General features: G+C 62.7%; 29 protein-coding genes. 2 read left to right on the plus strand and 27 right to left on the minus strand.

Going from position 1 to position 17,556, the window contains the following annotated elements; translation table 11 throughout:
• Positions 1-14 precede the first annotated feature (14 nt).
• The 18 genes from C8J24_RS14765 to C8J24_RS17625 all read right to left on the minus strand — a co-directional run bounded on the left by C8J24_RS14765 (position 15) and on the right by C8J24_RS17625 (position 11,875).
• The gene (locus C8J24_RS14765) at positions 15-335 is read right to left on the minus strand and encodes a phage tail assembly chaperone (RefSeq protein ID WP_244180757.1); all 321 of its coding nucleotides are present in this window, start codon (positions 333-335) and stop codon (positions 15-17) included.
• Between the two features lie 116 nt (positions 336-451).
• Positions 452-892, minus strand: coding sequence for a hypothetical protein (locus C8J24_RS14770; RefSeq protein ID WP_107933555.1), 441 nt, complete (start codon positions 890-892; stop codon positions 452-454).
• Between the two features lie 109 nt (positions 893-1,001).
• Positions 1,002-1,457, minus strand: coding sequence for a hypothetical protein (locus tag C8J24_RS14775; protein ID WP_037528050.1), 456 nt, complete (start codon positions 1,455-1,457; stop codon positions 1,002-1,004).
• A gap of 71 nt (positions 1,458-1,528) precedes the next feature.
• Positions 1,529-1,720 (minus strand): hypothetical protein, encoded by a 192-nt coding sequence (locus C8J24_RS14780; protein ID WP_107933557.1) that lies wholly within the window; start codon positions 1,718-1,720, stop codon positions 1,529-1,531.
• Between the two features lie 17 nt (positions 1,721-1,737).
• Positions 1,738-2,139 (minus strand): hypothetical protein, encoded by a 402-nt coding sequence (locus tag C8J24_RS14785; protein WP_107933559.1) that lies wholly within the window; start codon positions 2,137-2,139, stop codon positions 1,738-1,740.
• Positions 2,136-2,666: a hypothetical protein gene (locus C8J24_RS14790; RefSeq protein ID WP_107933561.1), complete on the minus strand. Its 531-nt coding sequence runs from the start codon at positions 2,664-2,666 to the stop codon at positions 2,136-2,138. The genes C8J24_RS14785 and C8J24_RS14790 overlap by 4 nt, the downstream gene beginning before the upstream one ends.
• On the minus strand, positions 2,666-3,034 hold the full coding sequence (locus tag C8J24_RS14795; RefSeq protein ID WP_107933563.1) for a phage head completion protein: 369 nt from the start codon (positions 3,032-3,034) through the stop codon (positions 2,666-2,668). Before C8J24_RS14795 ends, C8J24_RS14790 begins: the two co-directional genes overlap by 1 nt.
• The gene (locus C8J24_RS14800) at positions 3,031-3,564 is read right to left on the minus strand and encodes a head-tail connector protein (protein WP_107933566.1); all 534 of its coding nucleotides are present in this window, start codon (positions 3,562-3,564) and stop codon (positions 3,031-3,033) included. The genes C8J24_RS14795 and C8J24_RS14800 overlap by 4 nt, the downstream gene beginning before the upstream one ends.
• A gap of 61 nt (positions 3,565-3,625) precedes the next feature.
• Positions 3,626-3,859 (minus strand): hypothetical protein, encoded by a 234-nt coding sequence (locus C8J24_RS14805; protein WP_107933568.1) that lies wholly within the window; start codon positions 3,857-3,859, stop codon positions 3,626-3,628.
• 86 nt (positions 3,860-3,945) lie between these two features.
• Entirely contained in the window at positions 3,946-5,307 is a 1,362-nt protein-coding gene (locus tag C8J24_RS14810; protein ID WP_107933570.1) for a phage major capsid protein, read from the minus strand.
• Between the two features lie 19 nt (positions 5,308-5,326).
• Complete coding sequence (locus C8J24_RS14815) at positions 5,327-6,313, minus strand: head maturation protease, ClpP-related (RefSeq protein ID WP_208620972.1); 987 nt, start codon at positions 6,311-6,313, stop codon at positions 5,327-5,329.
• Positions 6,314-6,321: 8 nt separating this feature from the next.
• Positions 6,322-7,509 carry a phage portal protein gene (locus tag C8J24_RS14820; RefSeq protein WP_167396773.1) on the minus strand — a complete coding sequence of 396 codons (1,188 nt, stop codon included), beginning with the start codon at positions 7,507-7,509 and terminating at the stop codon, positions 6,322-6,324.
• A 128-nt stretch (positions 7,510-7,637) separates the two neighbouring features.
• A complete protein-coding gene (locus tag C8J24_RS14825) occupies positions 7,638-9,464 on the minus strand; it encodes a terminase large subunit (protein ID WP_107933575.1) in 1,827 nt (608 codons plus the stop codon).
• Positions 9,457-9,888, minus strand: a complete 432-nt coding sequence (locus C8J24_RS14830; RefSeq protein WP_107933577.1) for a P27 family phage terminase small subunit — start codon at positions 9,886-9,888, stop codon at positions 9,457-9,459. The genes C8J24_RS14825 and C8J24_RS14830 overlap by 8 nt, the downstream gene beginning before the upstream one ends.
• A gap of 124 nt (positions 9,889-10,012) precedes the next feature.
• On the minus strand, positions 10,013-10,336 hold the full coding sequence (locus tag C8J24_RS14835; protein WP_107933579.1) for an HNH endonuclease: 324 nt from the start codon (positions 10,334-10,336) through the stop codon (positions 10,013-10,015).
• Positions 10,336-10,512 (minus strand): hypothetical protein, encoded by a 177-nt coding sequence (locus C8J24_RS17620; protein ID WP_167396774.1) that lies wholly within the window; start codon positions 10,510-10,512, stop codon positions 10,336-10,338. Before C8J24_RS17620 ends, C8J24_RS14835 begins: the two co-directional genes overlap by 1 nt.
• A gap of 742 nt (positions 10,513-11,254) precedes the next feature.
• Entirely contained in the window at positions 11,255-11,575 is a 321-nt protein-coding gene (locus C8J24_RS17395) for a hypothetical protein (RefSeq protein ID WP_146163700.1), read from the minus strand.
• Positions 11,576-11,701: 126 nt separating this feature from the next.
• Positions 11,702-11,875, minus strand: a complete 174-nt coding sequence (locus C8J24_RS17625; protein ID WP_167396775.1) for a hypothetical protein — start codon at positions 11,873-11,875, stop codon at positions 11,702-11,704.
• Between the two features lie 196 nt (positions 11,876-12,071).
• Here C8J24_RS17625 and C8J24_RS14840 point away from each other — a divergent pair, with 196 nt between their 5' ends.
• A complete protein-coding gene (locus C8J24_RS14840) occupies positions 12,072-12,692 on the plus strand; it encodes a PEPxxWA-CTERM sorting domain-containing protein (protein WP_107933582.1) in 621 nt (206 codons plus the stop codon).
• Between the two features lie 37 nt (positions 12,693-12,729).
• On the opposite strand, the gene C8J24_RS14845 is transcribed toward C8J24_RS14840, so the two are convergent.
• On the minus strand, positions 12,730-13,302 hold the full coding sequence (locus tag C8J24_RS14845; RefSeq protein ID WP_107933584.1) for a hypothetical protein: 573 nt from the start codon (positions 13,300-13,302) through the stop codon (positions 12,730-12,732).
• Positions 13,303-13,432: 130 nt separating this feature from the next.
• Here C8J24_RS14845 and C8J24_RS18075 point away from each other — a divergent pair, with 130 nt between their 5' ends.
• Positions 13,433-13,903, plus strand: coding sequence for a PilZ domain-containing protein (locus C8J24_RS18075; RefSeq protein WP_420894118.1), 471 nt, complete (start codon positions 13,433-13,435; stop codon positions 13,901-13,903).
• Positions 13,904-13,939: 36 nt separating this feature from the next.
• Here the strand turns inward: C8J24_RS18075 and C8J24_RS14850 are convergent, their stop codons facing one another.
• From C8J24_RS14850 to C8J24_RS14880, 8 genes are all read right to left on the minus strand, one after another.
• Entirely contained in the window at positions 13,940-14,425 is a 486-nt protein-coding gene (locus tag C8J24_RS14850) for a hypothetical protein (RefSeq protein WP_146163701.1), read from the minus strand.
• Positions 14,426-14,543: 118 nt separating this feature from the next.
• Positions 14,544-15,260: a hypothetical protein gene (locus C8J24_RS14855; protein WP_107933588.1), complete on the minus strand. Its 717-nt coding sequence runs from the start codon at positions 15,258-15,260 to the stop codon at positions 14,544-14,546.
• Positions 15,257-15,397 (minus strand): hypothetical protein, encoded by a 141-nt coding sequence (locus C8J24_RS17630; RefSeq protein ID WP_167396776.1) that lies wholly within the window; start codon positions 15,395-15,397, stop codon positions 15,257-15,259. Before C8J24_RS17630 ends, C8J24_RS14855 begins: the two co-directional genes overlap by 4 nt.
• A gap of 2 nt (positions 15,398-15,399) precedes the next feature.
• Positions 15,400-15,633 carry a hypothetical protein gene (locus tag C8J24_RS14860; RefSeq protein WP_107933590.1) on the minus strand — a complete coding sequence of 78 codons (234 nt, stop codon included), beginning with the start codon at positions 15,631-15,633 and terminating at the stop codon, positions 15,400-15,402.
• A 3-nt stretch (positions 15,634-15,636) separates the two neighbouring features.
• Positions 15,637-15,879 carry a GapR family DNA-binding domain-containing protein gene (locus tag C8J24_RS14865; protein WP_208620990.1) on the minus strand — a complete coding sequence of 81 codons (243 nt, stop codon included), beginning with the start codon at positions 15,877-15,879 and terminating at the stop codon, positions 15,637-15,639.
• A gap of 43 nt (positions 15,880-15,922) precedes the next feature.
• Positions 15,923-16,240, minus strand: a complete 318-nt coding sequence (locus C8J24_RS14870) for a hypothetical protein (RefSeq protein WP_107933592.1) — start codon at positions 16,238-16,240, stop codon at positions 15,923-15,925.
• A gap of 194 nt (positions 16,241-16,434) precedes the next feature.
• Positions 16,435-16,872 carry a hypothetical protein gene (locus tag C8J24_RS14875; protein WP_107933594.1) on the minus strand — a complete coding sequence of 146 codons (438 nt, stop codon included), beginning with the start codon at positions 16,870-16,872 and terminating at the stop codon, positions 16,435-16,437.
• The gene (locus tag C8J24_RS14880) at positions 16,869-17,534 is read right to left on the minus strand and encodes a hypothetical protein (RefSeq protein WP_146163702.1); all 666 of its coding nucleotides are present in this window, start codon (positions 17,532-17,534) and stop codon (positions 16,869-16,871) included. The genes C8J24_RS14875 and C8J24_RS14880 overlap by 4 nt, the downstream gene beginning before the upstream one ends.
• Positions 17,535-17,556 lie beyond the last annotated feature (22 nt).

The raw sequence follows: 17,556 nt of genomic DNA on the forward strand, positions 1-17,556 counted from the left end.
CCTCCTTTCGAGGGTCAGCCCAGCACGGCGCGGAGCTTGGCTTCTTCGATCTCGCGCTCGCGCGCGGTCACCTCTGCGCGCCACGGGGGCGGGCAGGTTTCGACGTCGGCCTTGTGGCTTTCGGCGAGGTAGGCAGCAGAGAGGCGGCGGATCAGCCGAGCCTCCCATGGATCGAGCTCAACGGCAGTACGTTCGCACCATGCGTTGATTTCGAGCCATGACAGCGGGACGGCGCCCATTCCGGCAGCTTGGGTCAGACCCATCTCGATCAGCCGGTCGGTGATATGCGGCGCCGGATTAGGCGGCATAGGCGGCACGATCTTGTCGCGCTTCATCTTCTCAATCCGGCTGAGCCGGGGAGCAGGTGATTCTTCTACGAACTTGGCTCGCCGCGATCGAGGGTCGGGCTTTGGCGTGGCCTGAAGCCACGCCATATGCCGAATATAGAGGGTCAGGCCGCTTTCGAGGCGGCCTTGAAGTTTCCCCAGTCGGCGACAAACTTCGTCACCTGGCGGGTGATGTAACCGATACCCTGATCGGCGTATGCGGCGCGGAACATGTCCTGCCCGGTGAGACTGGCCCCTTCGGGCTGATAGTCAAAGTTCTCGAACGACACGGTGATCGCGGCGAGGTCTTCGGCCGTCTCGGCGATGCGCTCTTCCTGGGTCGCCGCGGTGATCTTGCCATCGTTGTCCTGCATGCGCTTCAGCGCGCGGGCGGACTGGCGCGATTCGACGGCGCCATAAGCGCGGCTGCCGGGGCCGTGAAGATGGATGCGGACGGGGAGCTTGCCCGCTTCGTCGGCGTAGAGCGGCTCGCCGGTGGGGCCCTTGACGTGCAGGGCGGCGGTGGCGGCGACGGCGAGCGAGGCGATGTTGAGCAGCTTGGTCATGGGATAGTCCTTCGCGGGAGGATGGTGCGCCAGCCCGGCTCGCGACCCGCGACGACGGGCCGAGCTGGCGCATAAGGACCGGCGTCGCGGGCGCCGGGTAGGGAAGGGGTCAGGTGGTCGGCGCAGCGACCTTGACGATCTTGGTGCAGATCTCGATCGTGGGAGCGCCGGTCAGCATGCTGTCGGCACCGTCTGCGGTTTCCGGCATGCCGAAGTTGCGGCCACCGAAGTAGCGCTTGGCACCGTCCGGATAGGTCACGCGGAACGAATAGAGCTTCTGGCTTTCGTCATCGGCCGACGTCTGCATGATTGCCTGGCCTGCATCGGAGCTGTCGAGCGCCATCGATGGCTGCAGGGCGCCATAGTCGGCCGAGCCTTTGAACTTCTGCTTTGCACCCTTGAGCGGCTGGAATTCGACCTTGGCGAAGCTGGCGCCGATCGAGCCGAGCTTTTCGACCTGACCGACATCGGTGAAGGTCAGGGCGGCGTAGCCAGTGGCGTCGGCAGTCGCCGGCGACGTAACGGAGATCGCAAGCGACGAGCCTGCGGCGGTCTGTGAACCCATGGTGGTGATCCTTGTGACTTAATACCGGCAGGGCCGGCGGGGTGTCGCCCGCCGGGCGGCGGGCGTGCGGGTCAGGCGGCAGTCTTGGCCTTCGGGTCAGCGGCAGTGTCGACGGCCTCGACCAGCCCGGCAGCTGCGAAGTTGACGAACTCGCCCTCGGTGAAATCGTGCGCCTTGCCAGCGTCGAAGCGCCGCTCGGTGCCGGCGTCGGTGAAATCGCGGGTCGCCTTGCCGCGGATCATCTTGGGCTTGGTGTCGGACATGGTAGGTTCCTTTTCTCTCACGCTGCCGCGTCGAAGCTGACGCGGAAGTCTTGGGTCTGCTCGAAGCTGTTCGCCGGACCGCCGACATCTGGGCCGGTGCCAGCGGTGAGGATCGAGACACGAAAACAGCCCGAAAGATCGCCGATCACGTCCCGGCAGCATCGCCGGATGAGCTTGATTGCGGCCTTCTGATCTCGATAGTTCGCCGCCCGCACCGCCACGGACACGCGCTCGACGGAACGGACGAGCGGCTCCCGCCTCAGGCGTTGGCGATCGACCAGGGTCACGCTGCGGATCAGAATGGCGGGTAGCGCCACGTTATCAGGAAGCTTGCCGGCCTTGATGCTTGCTGGATCCATCAGCTCGCTCAGCGGCTCGTATGCACGCAGCAGGTCACCGACGATCTCGACACCGCTCATTCGTCGGTCCCTTCCGGTTCGTCGCTGCCGATGATGCCGCCGCGGGTGACGCGGGCATTGACGTAAGTCTGCATCGCGGCACGGGCGGCTGCGGCGCTGAGATCGAGCGAGGGACGCATGAACGGGTTGGCTTTGGCGCCAGGGTGGTGAACGGTCTTGCCGACGAACTTGCCGCCAATTCGCAACGACCCGCCGCCGGTCTCATTGATGCGGCGGACACTTTTGCCCTCTCGTTGGCTGTCGTCGACCGTGATGAAATGCGGGTCCGTGCCGTACTCTGCCCAGGTTGCTAGTGACCGCGGCCACTGGCCTTTGACGCTGACCTTGACCACAATCCGGCCGGGTTCGCTCCTCGTGGTCAGCGCCAAAGCCTCGGTTATTTCCTCGGCTGGTGAACGGCTCTTCGTCTCATCGAGCAACACCTTGCCGCCGGCCCGCGCCGCACCGCGAAGCAGCTTGGCCTCAATCTGCGTCGGAAGGGTCGCAAGGAAGCGTTGCACCTCTGCCTGGCCTTTCACGGTCGGCATCAGGCCGAATTGCCCGCTGAGGTGTAATCCTCGACCATGAACTCGACTTCATCCCGAACGCCGACTTCAGCTGGCCCGGCGATGATCTGCATCACGCGCGGGAATGGCTTGGTCATGACGAAGCGCATGCTCGGCGTGACATCGGTACGGAACCGCATGCGAACTTTGGCCGGACGCGTTGCCACGTTGATGCCGTCCGCCAGACGTTCTGCACGGCTCGGAAGGGCATCGACCACGCTGGCGGCGATTGGCGAGCCAACAGCTTCCCAGCTGCCAGACCCGGCGCCGATCAGAGAGCTATCCGTGACCGGGCGTTCGATCTGGATCCGGCGATTGTATCGGCTGGCCTTGCCCTTACCGACCGTCACAGGCTGCGCGCCCGAAGTCTGCCGCACAGCCGCCGTGCAGACGCTTCGGCTTTTTGAAACACCTCGCCGCCTTCGCGATCGGAGTCGTACGCGCTGATCAGGATTAGCATGGCGCGACGGAAGTTGCCCGGAGCGGCGTCACCCGCCTCATACCCCGCACGGACTGTTACAGTGAAAGCCTGCTGAGCGTCGCAGAATGAATAGAACGGTCCAGCCGGTGGTAATACGCGGGCAGGTCGGGAACTGAGATCGAGCCGCGCGCCTACGATCGCAACGGGTGCTCCAGCAGCGTCGACGTAAGCAACGCCGGGAACAGCGGACGCGTTGATCGGCCACGCTCGAAGCCTAACCGCCCCGAAGCCGCGGAACGGCTCGGTTACGTCACGCGCCACGAGAATGTGACCGGTATATTCCTCAACCCACGCTGCGGCGTCGTCGATGAACTGGACGAGGTCAGCGTCGTGGGATTCGTCGTTCTCATCCAGTTGGATCTGGCGGCGGGCGTCCTGCAAGGTCACGGGAATAGCCATGAGGCACCTCGATTCACTGGAAAGCGTGGCACCGGACAAAGGAGTCCGGCGCCACTCTTAGTCAGGCCTTTGCAGCGACCTGAAGATTGCCCTCGACGGCCTCGTGACCTTCGAGCGTTGGGTCGTTGAAGTCGATGCGGTTCTGCTCGACCGTGGTGCCGGCACGGGGATCGTTGTCGACGGCCGGATGGTCCATATCGACGTCGGGTACGATCTGCTGCGGTGCGCCAGCGGTGTCGATATCGGTTGCCGGGGCAATGCCGTTGCTGGCGTTCTTGGCGGTCTTCGTGTCCATAGGTCTTCTCCTGGTTCGCCGAAACCGTGGGTCTTGCCGCGCGGCTTCGAAGAACCGGGCCAGCGCTTGGCCGGCCCGGCGGGTAGTTATGCGTTCACAGCGATCTTGAGCGCCCGCATCGGCTCAGGGTTGTGCACCCCGCCGCCCACGCGCTTGGTCGTGTAGAAGTGCACGAACGGCTTGTTCGAATACGGATCCCGCAACACGCGGATGCCGATCCGATCGACGACCAGGTAGGTGGCTTCCATGTCGCCGTAGAGTGCGGCAACGTTGCCGGCGCCCGCGGTCGGCATGTCTGGCATTTCGACGATCGGCGCACCGTTCAGCGTCTGCGGCTGGCCGAGAGCATAAGACGGCTGCCACAGGAAGTTGCCCTGGCCGTCCTTCAGCTTGCGCGCAGCGCCGAGGCTCTGGCGGTTGATGTACAGCTTGGCGTTCCCGGCGAACTCGCTGGGGAGGTCGTACATCAGATCGACAAAGCCATCGCCGGTCAGCTTTGCTGCGTCGCCGCTGTTGACGGCCTTGATCGCACCGTACGGGTGGCGAGCCGCATTAGCGGCACCCGTGACATAGGTGAGGATGCCGTAGGGCTTGTTCGCCCCGTCGCCGGACAGGAACCCGATGCCCTCCTGGCGGGAGAATTCGGTATCGACTTCCTGACCCAGCCACTCCTCGAGGTCGATCGCGGCATCGTCCAGCAGTTGCTGGGAGATTGCCGGATTGGCGTAGAGTTCGCCCGGCACGAAGTCGAGTACACCGATCTGCGGAGTCGTGGTCGCAGGGCGGCTCGCCGTTTCACCGACCCAACCCGATCCGACATTGCGGTCCGAGAAGTACTTCTTGAACCCGGCGACGCTGATCGTGATGACACGGCTTTCCGCACGCATCGGGCTGATCTTCTTCAGCTTCTCGCCGATCGTGCGATCCCATTCGATCGGCGCCAGATAGCCGCCGTCGGTGTCGGTGCCCTTCTGCATTGCCGCCCGCACCTCGGCCGAGGCGTTATCGCCACGGCGCATGTGCGCCTTGAACGCCTTGGTATAGTCCGGGTCGGCCTTGATATCGCCGATGATCGCGCCGTCACCCAGCTTCGCGGCCGCGTTGATCCTTGCCTGATCATCGACAGCAGTCTGCAGCTCCGTGAGGGTGGCGTTGATGGCGTCGAGCTTGTCCTTGGTCAGGACGTCCGTCTTGCCGGCCTTGATCTCTTCGATCTCGCGAGCATGCGTCGTCTTGAACTCGTCGAATGCGCCATTCAGCGCACGGATGAGCGTGGCGGGATCGGACCCGTCAGCGCGAACCGTGCCCGCGATCGCGCGCGGCATAGCGGGCAGGGTAGGAGCCGTAAGCCGCAGCTTCGGTTCCGGCTTGGTGCTTGCTGCCGCCGCGAGGGTGCGGAACGGGTGGGCGAGCACCGTCGCCACCGCCACGAGGGCGGCCATGTTCATTCTCTTCATGGTGGAGCTCCTAGCTCTTGATGGTGGTGAGCAGACCCGCCAGCAGGCCGGTCAACTCGGTCTCGCCGCCAGCGCCTGGCGTGTCGGCTACAGGGGCAGCGCCTGGCGTGCCCTTGATCTTGGTGATGTGATCGCGCGCTTGAGATCTCGTATCGCCGCCGGCGACGAGCTTCAGTTCAAGCGCGGTGATCGCGGTACGCTCGCGGTCGGAGGCCTTCGCCTGCTCGTCTCGCGTCGTCTTGTCGGCCGTTAGAAGCGTATCCGCGAAGCCCCGCTCGATCGCGACGGACCCAGACATGTAGGTCTCATCGTCCATCCACTTCGCGCATTCGTCCGCGGTCCGCCCGCTACGCTGCGCGTAAACGTCGGCCATCGCTTGATCGAATGGCGCAAGATACGTCGCGGTCTCGGCCATGTCATGGCGATTGCCGACAGCTACTACCCAGCAATTGTGGATCATGAGGAACGACGCCGCACCGATTTCGACCGTGTCGCCTGCCATTGCGATGACCGACGCAGCCGACGCGGCCATGCCCATAATCTTGATCGTCACCGGCTGGTCATGTTCGCGCAGGACGTTGTAGATCGCGATCCCCTCGAACATGTCACCGCCTGGCGAATTGATCTGAATCTCAACGGGGCGGTCACCGATTGCGCGCAACTGAGCCGTCACCGTCTTGGCGGTGATGCCCCCGCCAGACCAATAATCTTCGCCGATAGCGCCGAACATAGTGATGACGTTGTCACCGCTCTCGACCGCGCGAATGCCTGCTGCATCGGCAGACCACTTTTCCAAAATATTTGGTCGCGCCAATGCTGATACCGATCGATCGGCAGGCATGGGGAGGGCGCTAGGGCGGTCCTTGCCGTTCACGCTCGATATGGCACGCGGCATCGGTGTGCCTGGGGTGGCGATCACCGGCTTGCCCGGCAGAGGGCGGCCATTGAGGGTCAGTACCGCACGCGGCTTGCCCGGCGCTTTATGCTCGTCGGTCATGGTTGCTCCTAAGCGTCTGCTAAAGTTGCTGCGGCAGTAGTGCCGTTGCGGGGCAGCTCGTCGCCCCCCGCGATCGGGTTGCGGTCGAAGTTGTCGCGAGCCTCATTCGGGGTAAGGAAAGCCGCATTCGGACCGAGCGCCGCCTTGAAAAACTCAGCCTGGTCTTTGAGGGAGCCGCGTAGAAGCGCCCCGTCATTGTACTTGGCGTACATCGTGTCCTGTTCGGCCGGCGTGAGCAGGCAGAACCACACGGCCTCCTCCCAAATGACGAACCATTGGAGGAGGCAGTACGTGACGAAAAACAGCCCCAGCTGTTCGATACCGCTGCCCCAGCTGGTCTCATCGAACATCAGCAGCGGGCGCGGAGTGCCGGTAAACCGCGATATCTCTTCCGCCTCCTGCTGGCGCAGCGCAACGAGCTCGTTGTCCTTCGCCGTGCCGGACAGCACTTTTGCCTTCAGGCCCTCCTCGAGTATCAACCAATCATCTTCGGCGTCTGCTCCCGAGAAGTTCTCTCGAAGGCTGTCGCGCAGATTGTCGATCGCTTCGGCTCCAAGCGTCTGATCGGTCTCAAGCGCGCCGCGCGCCATCGTGCCCTTGTCAAGCAATCGACCAGCAGCCTGAAGCGCGCGATGCGACAGGCCTAGCGTGTCGGCAGCGACGTCCAGCAGGGAAACGCCAGTCAGGCCGTCCAGAGAAATAGGGCCGCGGAAGTGAAAGACGTCTTCCTTGGCAAGCGTCACGGCGCCACCCGATTTGGGCTGGTACCGAAAGCTCAGCTCAAAGGTCGCTGAAAGCTGCGGCTTTACTGATCGCCGGGGGAGGGGGACAATTTGACGTACCGCGCCCCTCGATCGGACGATCAGCGCGAATGCATTGCCGTCGAGCAAGGCGCAAAGCTGCATGTAGCTCTTGAACTGAGTGGCGGATTGAAAGTCGTTTGGCTTGCGATGCAATACCCTGAACAAGGGGTGGTCCCGCGCCTTTTCAATCTTCCCGTCCGCAGCTCTGCGCATGAGGTGAAGCGGCAGCATGCCTATCGAGCCGGAGATTAGCGACATGGCCCGAAAGAAGGTGCTGTTGCGCAGCGCGGCACGTTCATTGACCGCGATCCCTGCAACCCCGGTTCGACCGCCGTCGCCGCGCATCATCTCATGAAGGGTCGGGTCTGCAAAATCGTAGGCTTGGTAGGCCATGATCGGCCCGCCATGGCTCTGCCCAGTTGCCGCCTTGGCTGCGGCAATCGCGCGCGAAGGCGATAAGGACCTTCGCCCGCCAGCCTGGCGTCGATAATCATCAGGCGACATAGACGTACACCCTCCTGTTAGACGCGGATGATGCCGCGCGAGGCGTACACCGACTTCTTCTTCGTCTTCAGGCTGGAGACGGCAGCGCCGATCGCCATCGTGGTCGTGACCATGCCGTCGATACGCCCGCGTGATTTCTTCTTGTTGAACATGCGGTTGCCTTGACCGTCGGGGTCGATCGCGGCGTTTGCCGCGCAACTGTATGTGACCGGCGAGTTATCGATGATGACCCGCTGCGCGAGAATCGCGTCTTCGGTCTTTGTGATCGAGTGCGGCATGCAAAGCTGCCGGTCTTCGAACATGACGCGCGTGCCCTGGGCATGCGCCACGATCTTAAGCCCGCGTCCCGTCGGTTTATCCGGGCCGCCGTACAACCAGACTTCAAGCCCGACCTCTGCACATGCATCCATGAAGCTCGAAATGAAGGCCGGATCGGCAACCATTTCGAGCACCTTGTGCTCGGCGTAGAGCTTGGACACCTGCATCGCGACGAAAGTGTAATCGATCGTCGCACCCGGCGTGGCGACCAGGAACCCGTCCTCGACCCACTCGACGTACGGGGCGTGATCGCGCTCACCCTTCTCCTTAAGGTGGCCAGCGGTGGTGCCTGCCGCTGTCCAATACCAGCTTTTCACCGCCAGGGGCTCGTCGCCGATCGGCTCCCAAGCCGCGCTGACCGCGGTCAGATCGTTCTTCTGCGAGAGATCGAGCGCCAGCCGGCAGAACCGGTTGCGCATCATCGTCTCATCGACCGGACCCTGGACCGCGGCCCACTTTTCCTCGTCGATCCAGAAGTCCGCCGATGCGGTATCGACGCCGAAATATAGTCGCAGGACGCTCGACTTGGTCGACGGCCGCAGCAGCGCGGAGGCAACCGTCTCGCGAATATTCTCGATCGGGAAGGTCTCCCCCAGCGCCGGCAGCGACTTCTGCCAGACCTTCTCGTTCTCGAACACCGTCTCCCGGTCAGCCTTGTCGATCCGCGCGACGAACGCGAACGCTGTGTCGTCGCGCGCCTCGCCCTTGGCAATCTGCTGGTACATGTCCGAGTAGGACGTGCCGACATGCTGCGACGTGGCGGGCGTGTTCGTGCCCATGAGCATCAGTGCGTGACCGGCGACCTTGTCGATGCCGCGCTTCCACGTCTGCAACACGTTTTCGTCGGTAAGCTCATGGATCTCGTCGCCCGCGACATAGTTCGGTCGCGGACCGGAAAGGCTTTCGCCGCTGGCGATCGGCTGAAAGAACGACCCGCTGTCGGGATGCTCGATCTTCCAGGCGTTCTCCAATTCGCCGCGGATGACGACCTCGCCGAGGCCTTCCAGGCTTTCGCCTTCGTCATGCTCCGGTATCGTCGCGCGGCACATGGCCGCGGCGTCGCGGAACAGGACATTGGCGGTCTTCTTGTCCTCGCCGATGGCATAGCACTGGGCGCGCTGAATATCGCACCAGCCCATGATGTAGACGCCGATTGCACCCATCAGTGGCGACTTGGCTTGGCCTTTGCCGGTTTCCAGCCAGCCTGACCGAAACCGCCAGCGGTCGGTTGCAGTGCGCCAGCCGAACAGCGAACCCATGACGAACGTGTGCCACTCGAGCGGGTAGAACGGCTGGCCAGCAGATGGCCCGTCGGTGACCTGGAAAACCGACGGCAGGAAGTCGAGGGCATGGCCCGCAGCATCCGGTCGCCAGTAAATGCCGCGCCGCTCACCGTCACGTATGTCGCGCAGGTGCCGCTCGGCCGCATAGCGGACGAGTTCCCCAGCCGTGAACAGCTTCCCGTCGACCGCAGCTTTCGCCCATGCCGTTGTCGGATCAGGATCAGCGAGGAAACGATTAGCCACGCTGTTTTAGGAACCGCGCCGCACCCGTAGTGCGGGTCTGTTTCTTGACGACCTTGGCCCCAGAGCCGCGTTCGCGCGGTGAGATGCAGAGTTCCTTCTCGAGCGCCTGCGCCTGGCTCGCGGCGTTCGACATCGTCGTCCACCATGGATTGTAGGTCGGGACGCCGGTCTTCTTGGCCTTGATGACCGGGCCTGATTTGACCACCTCCTTCGCGGATTGATCGAACGTGACGTATGCGACGACCAGTCGGATAACCGCATGCGAGTTGGCAACGGCCAGTTTCTCGGCGCCGCGCATCTCGCTGATGATGCTTTTCCAGTAGGACGATGCGGCCTCGCGGTCCGCGGCCCGGCCGAAGATGCTGCGCCAGTTCGGCTCCGGCGGAACGCCGTCGCCCCCAGCAATTTCGATGACCTCGGCCATATGGCCTCCCGCGGCGGACCGGTCGAAACCCTCCCCCCTCAAAAATTACTCACAGTGCGCACGCCCCACGTGGTCGGTACGGGCGGCGCCGGCCCTCAGACTTTTGACCCCGGGGGTGGGCGCCTCAGCCGGCGCGGTTCCACGGGTGCGACGCGCTAGTCGGCCGTCCCGAACGATCCACGCCACCGATAGGCCGCGCCGCGGCGCCCTTGTCAGCAAGCGTCTTGGCGTCAGAGCATGGCCTGCAGAGCAGCTGATAATTGCTGCGTTCGCCGCTGCCGCCACGCGACAGCGGGACGATATGGTCGGCGATCTTGCCCAGCGTCTCGATGCCCTTTGCTTTGCACTTACCCTCGCAGCTGATGACAGTGGCGAGCAGGTGAGCGCGCATCTTGTCGTGCGCAGTGCCATAGCCGCGCTGATGGCGGCTGACTTTAGACCAGCTCATCAGCGTCCTCGAACGGCGGCACGGAGATCGATCGCCGCTTGCTCAGCCTGCTCAATCAAGCGCTCGCTGCGGCCCTGGTGGCGTGATCCACTCGCCATATCTTCAGCGATGCGCAGCACGCGCATGCCGATAGCCTCGACACGGTCGGCGGTAGCGGGTCGGAACGTTGTCGCCATGCCATCTCCCGTTGCCGAGACCTTCAGCAACTTTGTTCAGATTAATCTCAACACAAGGCGAGGCTTTCGGCTCCGCCGCAAGATGAAGCGCCTTAGTTAATTTATAAGGTGTTGCTGCAGAGGACTTGACGACGCTTTAGGGAAGGCTCTCAATCGAAGAGCGACCCGAATCGAGGTCGAACCTTGGAGAGTTGAGATGCCAGGCGTCAATGAGTTTAAAAAGGATAGACCATCTGAGCGTGGCCGAAGCGAATGTAACAGCGATCACGGCTCGGATCAATCGCCGTGGCCTGACGATCATGTCGCCGATAATGACCACGGTTTGTTCAACATCGTCAGTGATAAGACAGCCGCCTATTCAGACCACGGTACCAATACAGGGTCTTGATAAGCCCGCCACTCAGGGGGTTGGAAGGCCAGTCCCCTGAGTATCAATATCCGCGATGAGAACATGCGACTGCCGCCATGCCGCAGGACAATCGCTCGGAGCATGGCTTCTGCGTGAGGGGATGAAGGTGGCTAGCCGACGCGCTTTCGAAGATTCTGCGCCAGTTGCTCTACATCCTCGATAAGCCGATCGCTGCGCCCTGATGGCGCGACCCGCTCGACATCTCCTCGGCGATCCGCAGTTTGCGCATGCCGATATCCCCTGCATGTTCAGCGGTGGTGAAGTTAAAGGCGTCTCGCGCTGCTCCTCCCATTCCGCACCTCATCTCACGATCAATTACTTGGCGCCGTCAAATCACCGAGATTCTGCGCGCAAGCGCGCCTGTGCGCCCTGAGCCCTCGCGGCGCAGGCTTTGAAAATTCCCAGCGCGGCGGTTCCAGCGACAGCCGGCTGAGACTTGAGGGCTGCAGCAACAGTTGCGGAAACTCGTCCATCCAGCCGGCCCATGTAGAACGCCGCCGTCAAATTCGCGACCTTCCGCGTTGGCTCGTTCGTGGCCTGCTCGCCGACGGCACTGGTTACAACCAGGCACCGGACATCGTCGTTCACCGTTTGCGCGTGCGCCGGAGCAGCAACTAAGATGGATGCTAGAACCAGACTGACGACGTTGTTCATACAAAGTTCCTGAGCGTAGTGGGCATACAAGCATAGGCCACATCAACGCACAAAGTAACGTCGCGTCTGACCATACCGTAGGACAATCGCTCGGAGCATAGCTTCAGAGTGAGAGGACGAGGGTGGCTAGCCAACGCGCTCTCGAAGATTCTGCGCCAGTTGCTCGACATCCTCAATAAGCGGATCGCTGTGACCATGATGGCGCGATGAACTGCGCACATTTCTGGCGCCTCGCAGCACGCGCATGCCGATGGCCTCGACATGGTCGGCAGTGGTGAGCCGCATATGCGGTGCAGCCATCTACACCTCCACATACGACAAGAGCCGCAACCCTCGCGGGCGCGGCTCTAACAACTGGTCATGTGTATACGTTGCGGGGGTGATGGCGTCAACGAGTTTTCTACAGGCGTTGCTAGATGGCGCAACTTACCAAGCCAATTGACCCGCCAGCCGATATTATATCTGTTGCGAGACAAAGTTAACTAAAGGGTAGTAGATGCGAACGGTTCTCGGATTCTTGATCGCCGTGGCGATCGCGACGGTCGCGTCTGGCTCGGCGCAGGCAGCGAAGATAGTCTTTTCGGGATCGAACGGGGCGGGTTGGGTGAGCGGATCATTCGACTACGATCCGAGTTCGACCGCGCTGGAAACCGAAGCCGACGAAACACGAACATACGCATCGTATACCCCCAGCCGAAGCCTGTATAATTTCAGCTTCACCTCGAGCATTACGAACGGTGTCACGACTGCCGATGACAATTATACAATTTTCATCAACGATTTTCTTCCCGGCACCGATGGGCAGGTCGATACTCTGAACGTTTTCGGCTTCAAGCAACTGTTCGGGTCTGAGAATGCCATGTTCACGTTTGACCTGGATTTCCCCGATGCAAACGCGCTGTCGTCGGCCTCGCTGCCCACGGCCCTGAACGCCGGATCAGCTCGCTTCTCTTATACCGGCCCGTTCGATTCATTAGCCTTGCCGGTCACCTTCGCAATGGCATCGGCTGTTCCCGAACCAGCCACATGGGCGATGCTTATCGCTGGTTTCGGAATGGTCGGTGGCACAATGCGCCGGCGCCGCAGGGTGGACGCGCGCTCGCTTCTGCTGGCATAAGCTACCAAACGCAATGTAGCCCAGGTGTCGGCGCCGACTAAAACAACCGTTCTTTCATGGCAATGACATCCGCCACGAACTGGACGGTGATGCGCGCGGCAGTCACCTGATCGTTACGGCACTTCGTGAGCGCCGACCCCGCAAACCCTGCGGTCTCATCAAACCGACAGACGTTCTCGAACACACACCACCACTTCGCCGGGAAGTAGCCCTTGATCCGCTTCAGATCGTCGAGGGCCTCCTGCTCTGCCCATCCGTTGCCCTGACCAGCGCCGGGGATGCGGGCCAAGTCCATGACTAGGGCCTTGCCTGCGAGACGCGACCATAGCGTCTCGCAATGATCGATCGCCGCGACTTGGCTATCGGACAGCAGCTTGGCCGCCTTCCAGCGCGCGACCGGCGTGCCGCCCCGGTTGATCAGGGTATGCTCGGTCACGACGCGCCCAGCATCGCGCAACGGCACATCGACGATCTCGTGCATGCCGCGACCGACCTGGATCGCGGGTGCGCCGATGGCCTCGCCCTTAGCCATCACTGCTTCGGCCATGCGCTGCGCAGGCGTCTTCGACTGCCGCTTGATCTTCTTGCTTGCCTTTGCTGCCCGTCCCATCGTCTCAACCCTCGCTCTTGAAATAATACTGAACCGCCATCAATCGCCGGTAACGTTTCGCTAACTGATTTGATTCAGTCGTTGGCAAGCGTAGTCAGCTAGAAGTTTGCTCTTCTCAGAGGAAACTGATGTGACTGCGACTGTTGCCAAGTTATATGACCAGCGCACAGCGCCCCGGCATTCCGTCGGCCTCGATGGCACCTTGCGAGACGATAACAATCGTCCATACGAGGTTGTTGTTTCGGACCTATCACTTACGGGATTCATTATTCCAGGTTCAGCAAATCTTAAAATACCGTCGCGCATCGGCCTCGGGCTGACTGGCCTCGGTGGACGGTCGGCACAAGTAGTTCGGAAAGATGGCCAAGGATGGTACGGCTGCGTATTCGACGTTCCGCTGACGGACGCGGAACTTAACAGTGTTGTCGTTGAGAGGCCAAAATCCACGGTCGTTTCGCTACCTTGGACACCTGATCCAATTCTCGACGCTCCATCATTTCGAGACGAAAGGTTAAGTCCGCTTATTAAGGTTCTAATCATTGCGGGCGCCACCGGTGCCCTTTGGGGTGGTTTGGCCGCTGCAGTCTGGCCAAGCTTGTAACCGAGCTACGGGCGTCGATTAATGTCCTGATCATAATCATGCTGCCATCGGCTTGGGATCGATCGCTGCATCGTCACCAGGATTGACGCCGAACATGCGCACGTAATCCTCGCGGCTTGGCATTCGCGCGCCGCGGTCGGGGTTTCTGCCCTGCGGCTTTGGTCGGCTTGGATCGGCAGCCGATGCGAAGCGACCGCCAAGAGCGGCGACGATCTCAGCTGCTTCTTCCGGGCGGCAGCGCTCGGCAGCGGGATCATCACCCCCGCGACGCGTGCGCGCCTCGATCAGCTGCGAGAGGCGCCACTGCCGCTGGATACGCGGAGGGGCGGGCTGGCTCATCGCAGCAGCGCGGATCTCCGAAATCGAGGGGAAGAACTTTATCGTCCGCGCCGCGGCCATCTCGCCAGCCATCAGCACGTCCGCGGGAATATCGCTCAGCTGCTCAGCATAGACGTCGAGACGGGCGCTAGCCTCTTCTACGGACACCCGCGCAGCGGGATAGGCGACCACCAGCTTTGCCATGACGCGATCAACAGCGCGCGGCGAGCTCGTCCGAGGCGCGGCGCGGTATACGGCCAGAGCCTGCTCAGCGTCCGCGAGTTCAACATCGGTCAGCACGGGCAGACGGGTCGGCAGGGGGTCAGTCCCAAGCACCAGATCGGCCAGTCTCCCGTTCAACGAGGGCTCTTGCCATCGGGGTGAGGTCGTTACCGCGGTACGCTGGTCGGCGGTCGAGAGTTCGTTTGCCATTAAAGCTCTTCCAGTTTTTGACCCAGGTTCTCCACGAAGCCTGCCAATCGAGGCTCTTCGTGCCTTGCGTGGTGTGCCGGTCGATGAAGTGCTCGACCTGTTCGGCTTCGAGACCAGGCGGCCAAGCTGCCATGGCCTTGCCGGTGATCGAGTCCGGTTTGACGATCGGGGTGAAGTCGAGAGGAACAAGTGTGCCCGCAGCATCGGGCTTGCCCGCCACCTTCGGGGGTATGGTGGTTCTTGGTGGTTTGGGTGCAGGTGGTGCGGGGGTTGGCGCACCTCCTGCGGGGCGCACCTCCTGCACCGGCGCATCTTGTGCGGGGGTGCAGGAGGTGCGGGGGTGAACAGTATAGATCACGCCCTTGCCGGGGCGCTCTGCGCGGGTGAGGTGGCCCGCCCCCGCCAAAGACTTCACAGCGTTCTGCACGGCGCGCTCGGACAGCTTCGTTTTGCCAACCAGTCCAGCGGGGCCGTTGATCCCCGGCCAGCACTGCGCAGCATCGTTCGCCATGATGGCGAGCACGTTCAGCACGCTCTGCTCGGGCGCACTGATTCCGACGACGCTCATAGCGGCGCGGCACAGGTCGAAACCCGTCAGGAGCGTCACCGGCGGTTCTGCTCGCCGATCGTGCGGAGGGCCAGCAGTTCGGTGCTGATCGACTCTACAGCGCGCGCAACTTGGCAGAGCTGCCAGACTACGTACAGCGCGATGAAAATCATGAAGAGCTTGTCGCTATTATCCACCGTCAGAGCTCCACGTGCTGCATGGCGATCGCGTGCTTGAGCTCGGCGACCTTGGGGCGGGCGCGATTGAAGCGCTCGTGCTCGGCGCGCGCCGGGCGGGCTAGGCGGCGGGCGCGGGCATCGGCGATCCCGCGATCAATGTCGGCGTCGAGGCGCGCAAGGCGATCCTCGACCGATGGGCGCGGCTGGGCCACAGGGGCCCGACCGACGACGGCGCGTTTGATCAGGCCCCACATGGCTCAGATCATCCCTAGCGCGGACAGATACACCTCGAGGATCGCCTCCTCTTCTTGGTACTCTTCCTTCTTCTTTTTCCGGATCGATAGGATCTTCCGGATGGCCTTGGGCTCGTATCCGCGGCCCTTGGCCTCGGCCATGACATCCTTGATGTCGTCGGTAATGCCCTTCTTCTCTTCCTCAAGGCGCTCGGCGCGCTCGATCAGCAGCCGCAGTTCGTCAGCAGCCACCTGGCCGCCTCCCATGCCTTCGTTACGCTCTTCGGTCATTGCCATGCTCCTTGGTTGATCAATAGGACTGGGCGACATCGCGCTCGTGGCGGATGCGCTGGGCGTCTTGGTGGTTGAGGACGGCGCGCCGGGCATTCTCAGCGGTGCCCGCGATCTCGGCGAGGATGACGGCCTTGCGCTCGGCGAGCGGCATGCCGCCGACCTTCATCTTGGCGTTCAAGTCCCAGTACTGCTCTGGGCACCACGACAGGCGTGCGCGGCGAATTGCATCGCGCGCCGCCACCTTCGATGCCTCATCAGCCTCACGCCAGAAGTTGTGCCGCCCGGTCCGCTGCCCAACTTCGCGCTTCGCGGCGGCCTTGACGGGATCAGCCATTATGCGCGCAGCTGCTACCCGGCACGATTCCCGATGCCGCTCGACAAAATTAGGATCCTGGCGTTTTGCATTGAGGCCGTCGCGCCGCGTTCTGGCGACCTCGGGCCGCAAAGAAACCTCTCGCATAGCGCACGGCCGACACCGACCCTTGGAGTCTCGGCTGATGGGCGTCGAGCAATCTGAACAGGTGCGCGTCATGCCGCGAACTCCAGGTCGATGATGTAGGGGGCCGATGCGGCCTGATGATCGCAGCCGATGTCGGCGCGGTTCCCGCAGCGGAAACAGGGGGTACGATCGAGCACTGGGGGCAGGGGTTCACGGCGCTCGGCCCGCGCGATTGCGTGAGCGCGCTCGGCTTCCCTCAGGGAGCCGTCCGGAGCTTTGCTGGCGCGGATCGTCGTACCCAGCTCAGGGATGAAGATCTCGCGCGAGAACGGCGTGGTGGTCACCACGATCTTATCCGCCGCGATGAGGTCGACCAAAGCCTTCTGAGGGATCGAGGAGGACCGCACCCCGAGCAGCGCCGCCAAGGCGAGGTTCGTTGGACAGCGGGCACCGGCGCGCGCCGCGCGCAGCAGTGCATCGTAGACGACGTCGCGGGACTGTGCAGCGGTGCGGCGGGGCTTCGTCATTGTGCCGAGGTCTTCCAATCAAGGAAGAACAGCGCGGGCGGACCTTGATGACCGTGCTCCCAGACGAACCACGCGAAGGCGATGACTCCATGGCCTTCACCTTCGCCGGCAAGCTTGCCGCGGCCCATCGGCACACGCCGCGACATGATGTAGACGCGCGCTAGCGGCGTACTGGGGAACCACTTGCCCCGCTCGACGCCTTCCAGAAACGCAAGGCGAAGGAACATAACGACCTTGCCCGTGGTCAGCATCAGCGCGCGGTCGATGAACTGCAGGGCGTCGCGGAACGGCGGGTTCGTGAAGATGTTCGCTGCGCGAGGCTGCCATTGCATGAGGAAGTCGAGCTCGCCCTCGCCATAGCCGCGATCGATCAGGTCGGTGCTGACGACGGTATAGCCGGCGGCCGCCAGCGCATCGGAGATTGCGCCCTCGCCGCATGCAGGCTCCCAGATCGCCCCGTCGAATTTCTCGACCTCGAGCAACGCGCGCGTCGCCGCGGGCCACGTCGGATAGAAGTCATGTGTCTCGCGGTTGACCGGATCATCGGTCTGCGCACGCGAGAATGCCTTGCCACCCGCCACCGAAGGCGAGGTGTCAGGCACACGTGCAAACTCGCTCGCAGAACCGGGCTCAACCGGCACTGCGCTATTCAGCGCGTCCATAGTCATCTCCGTTGCGGGGTTT

The sequence above is a fragment of the Sphingomonas aerolata genome (assembly GCF_003046295.1).
Taxonomy (GTDB): Bacteria; Pseudomonadota; Alphaproteobacteria; order Sphingomonadales; family Sphingomonadaceae; genus Sphingomonas; species Sphingomonas aerolata.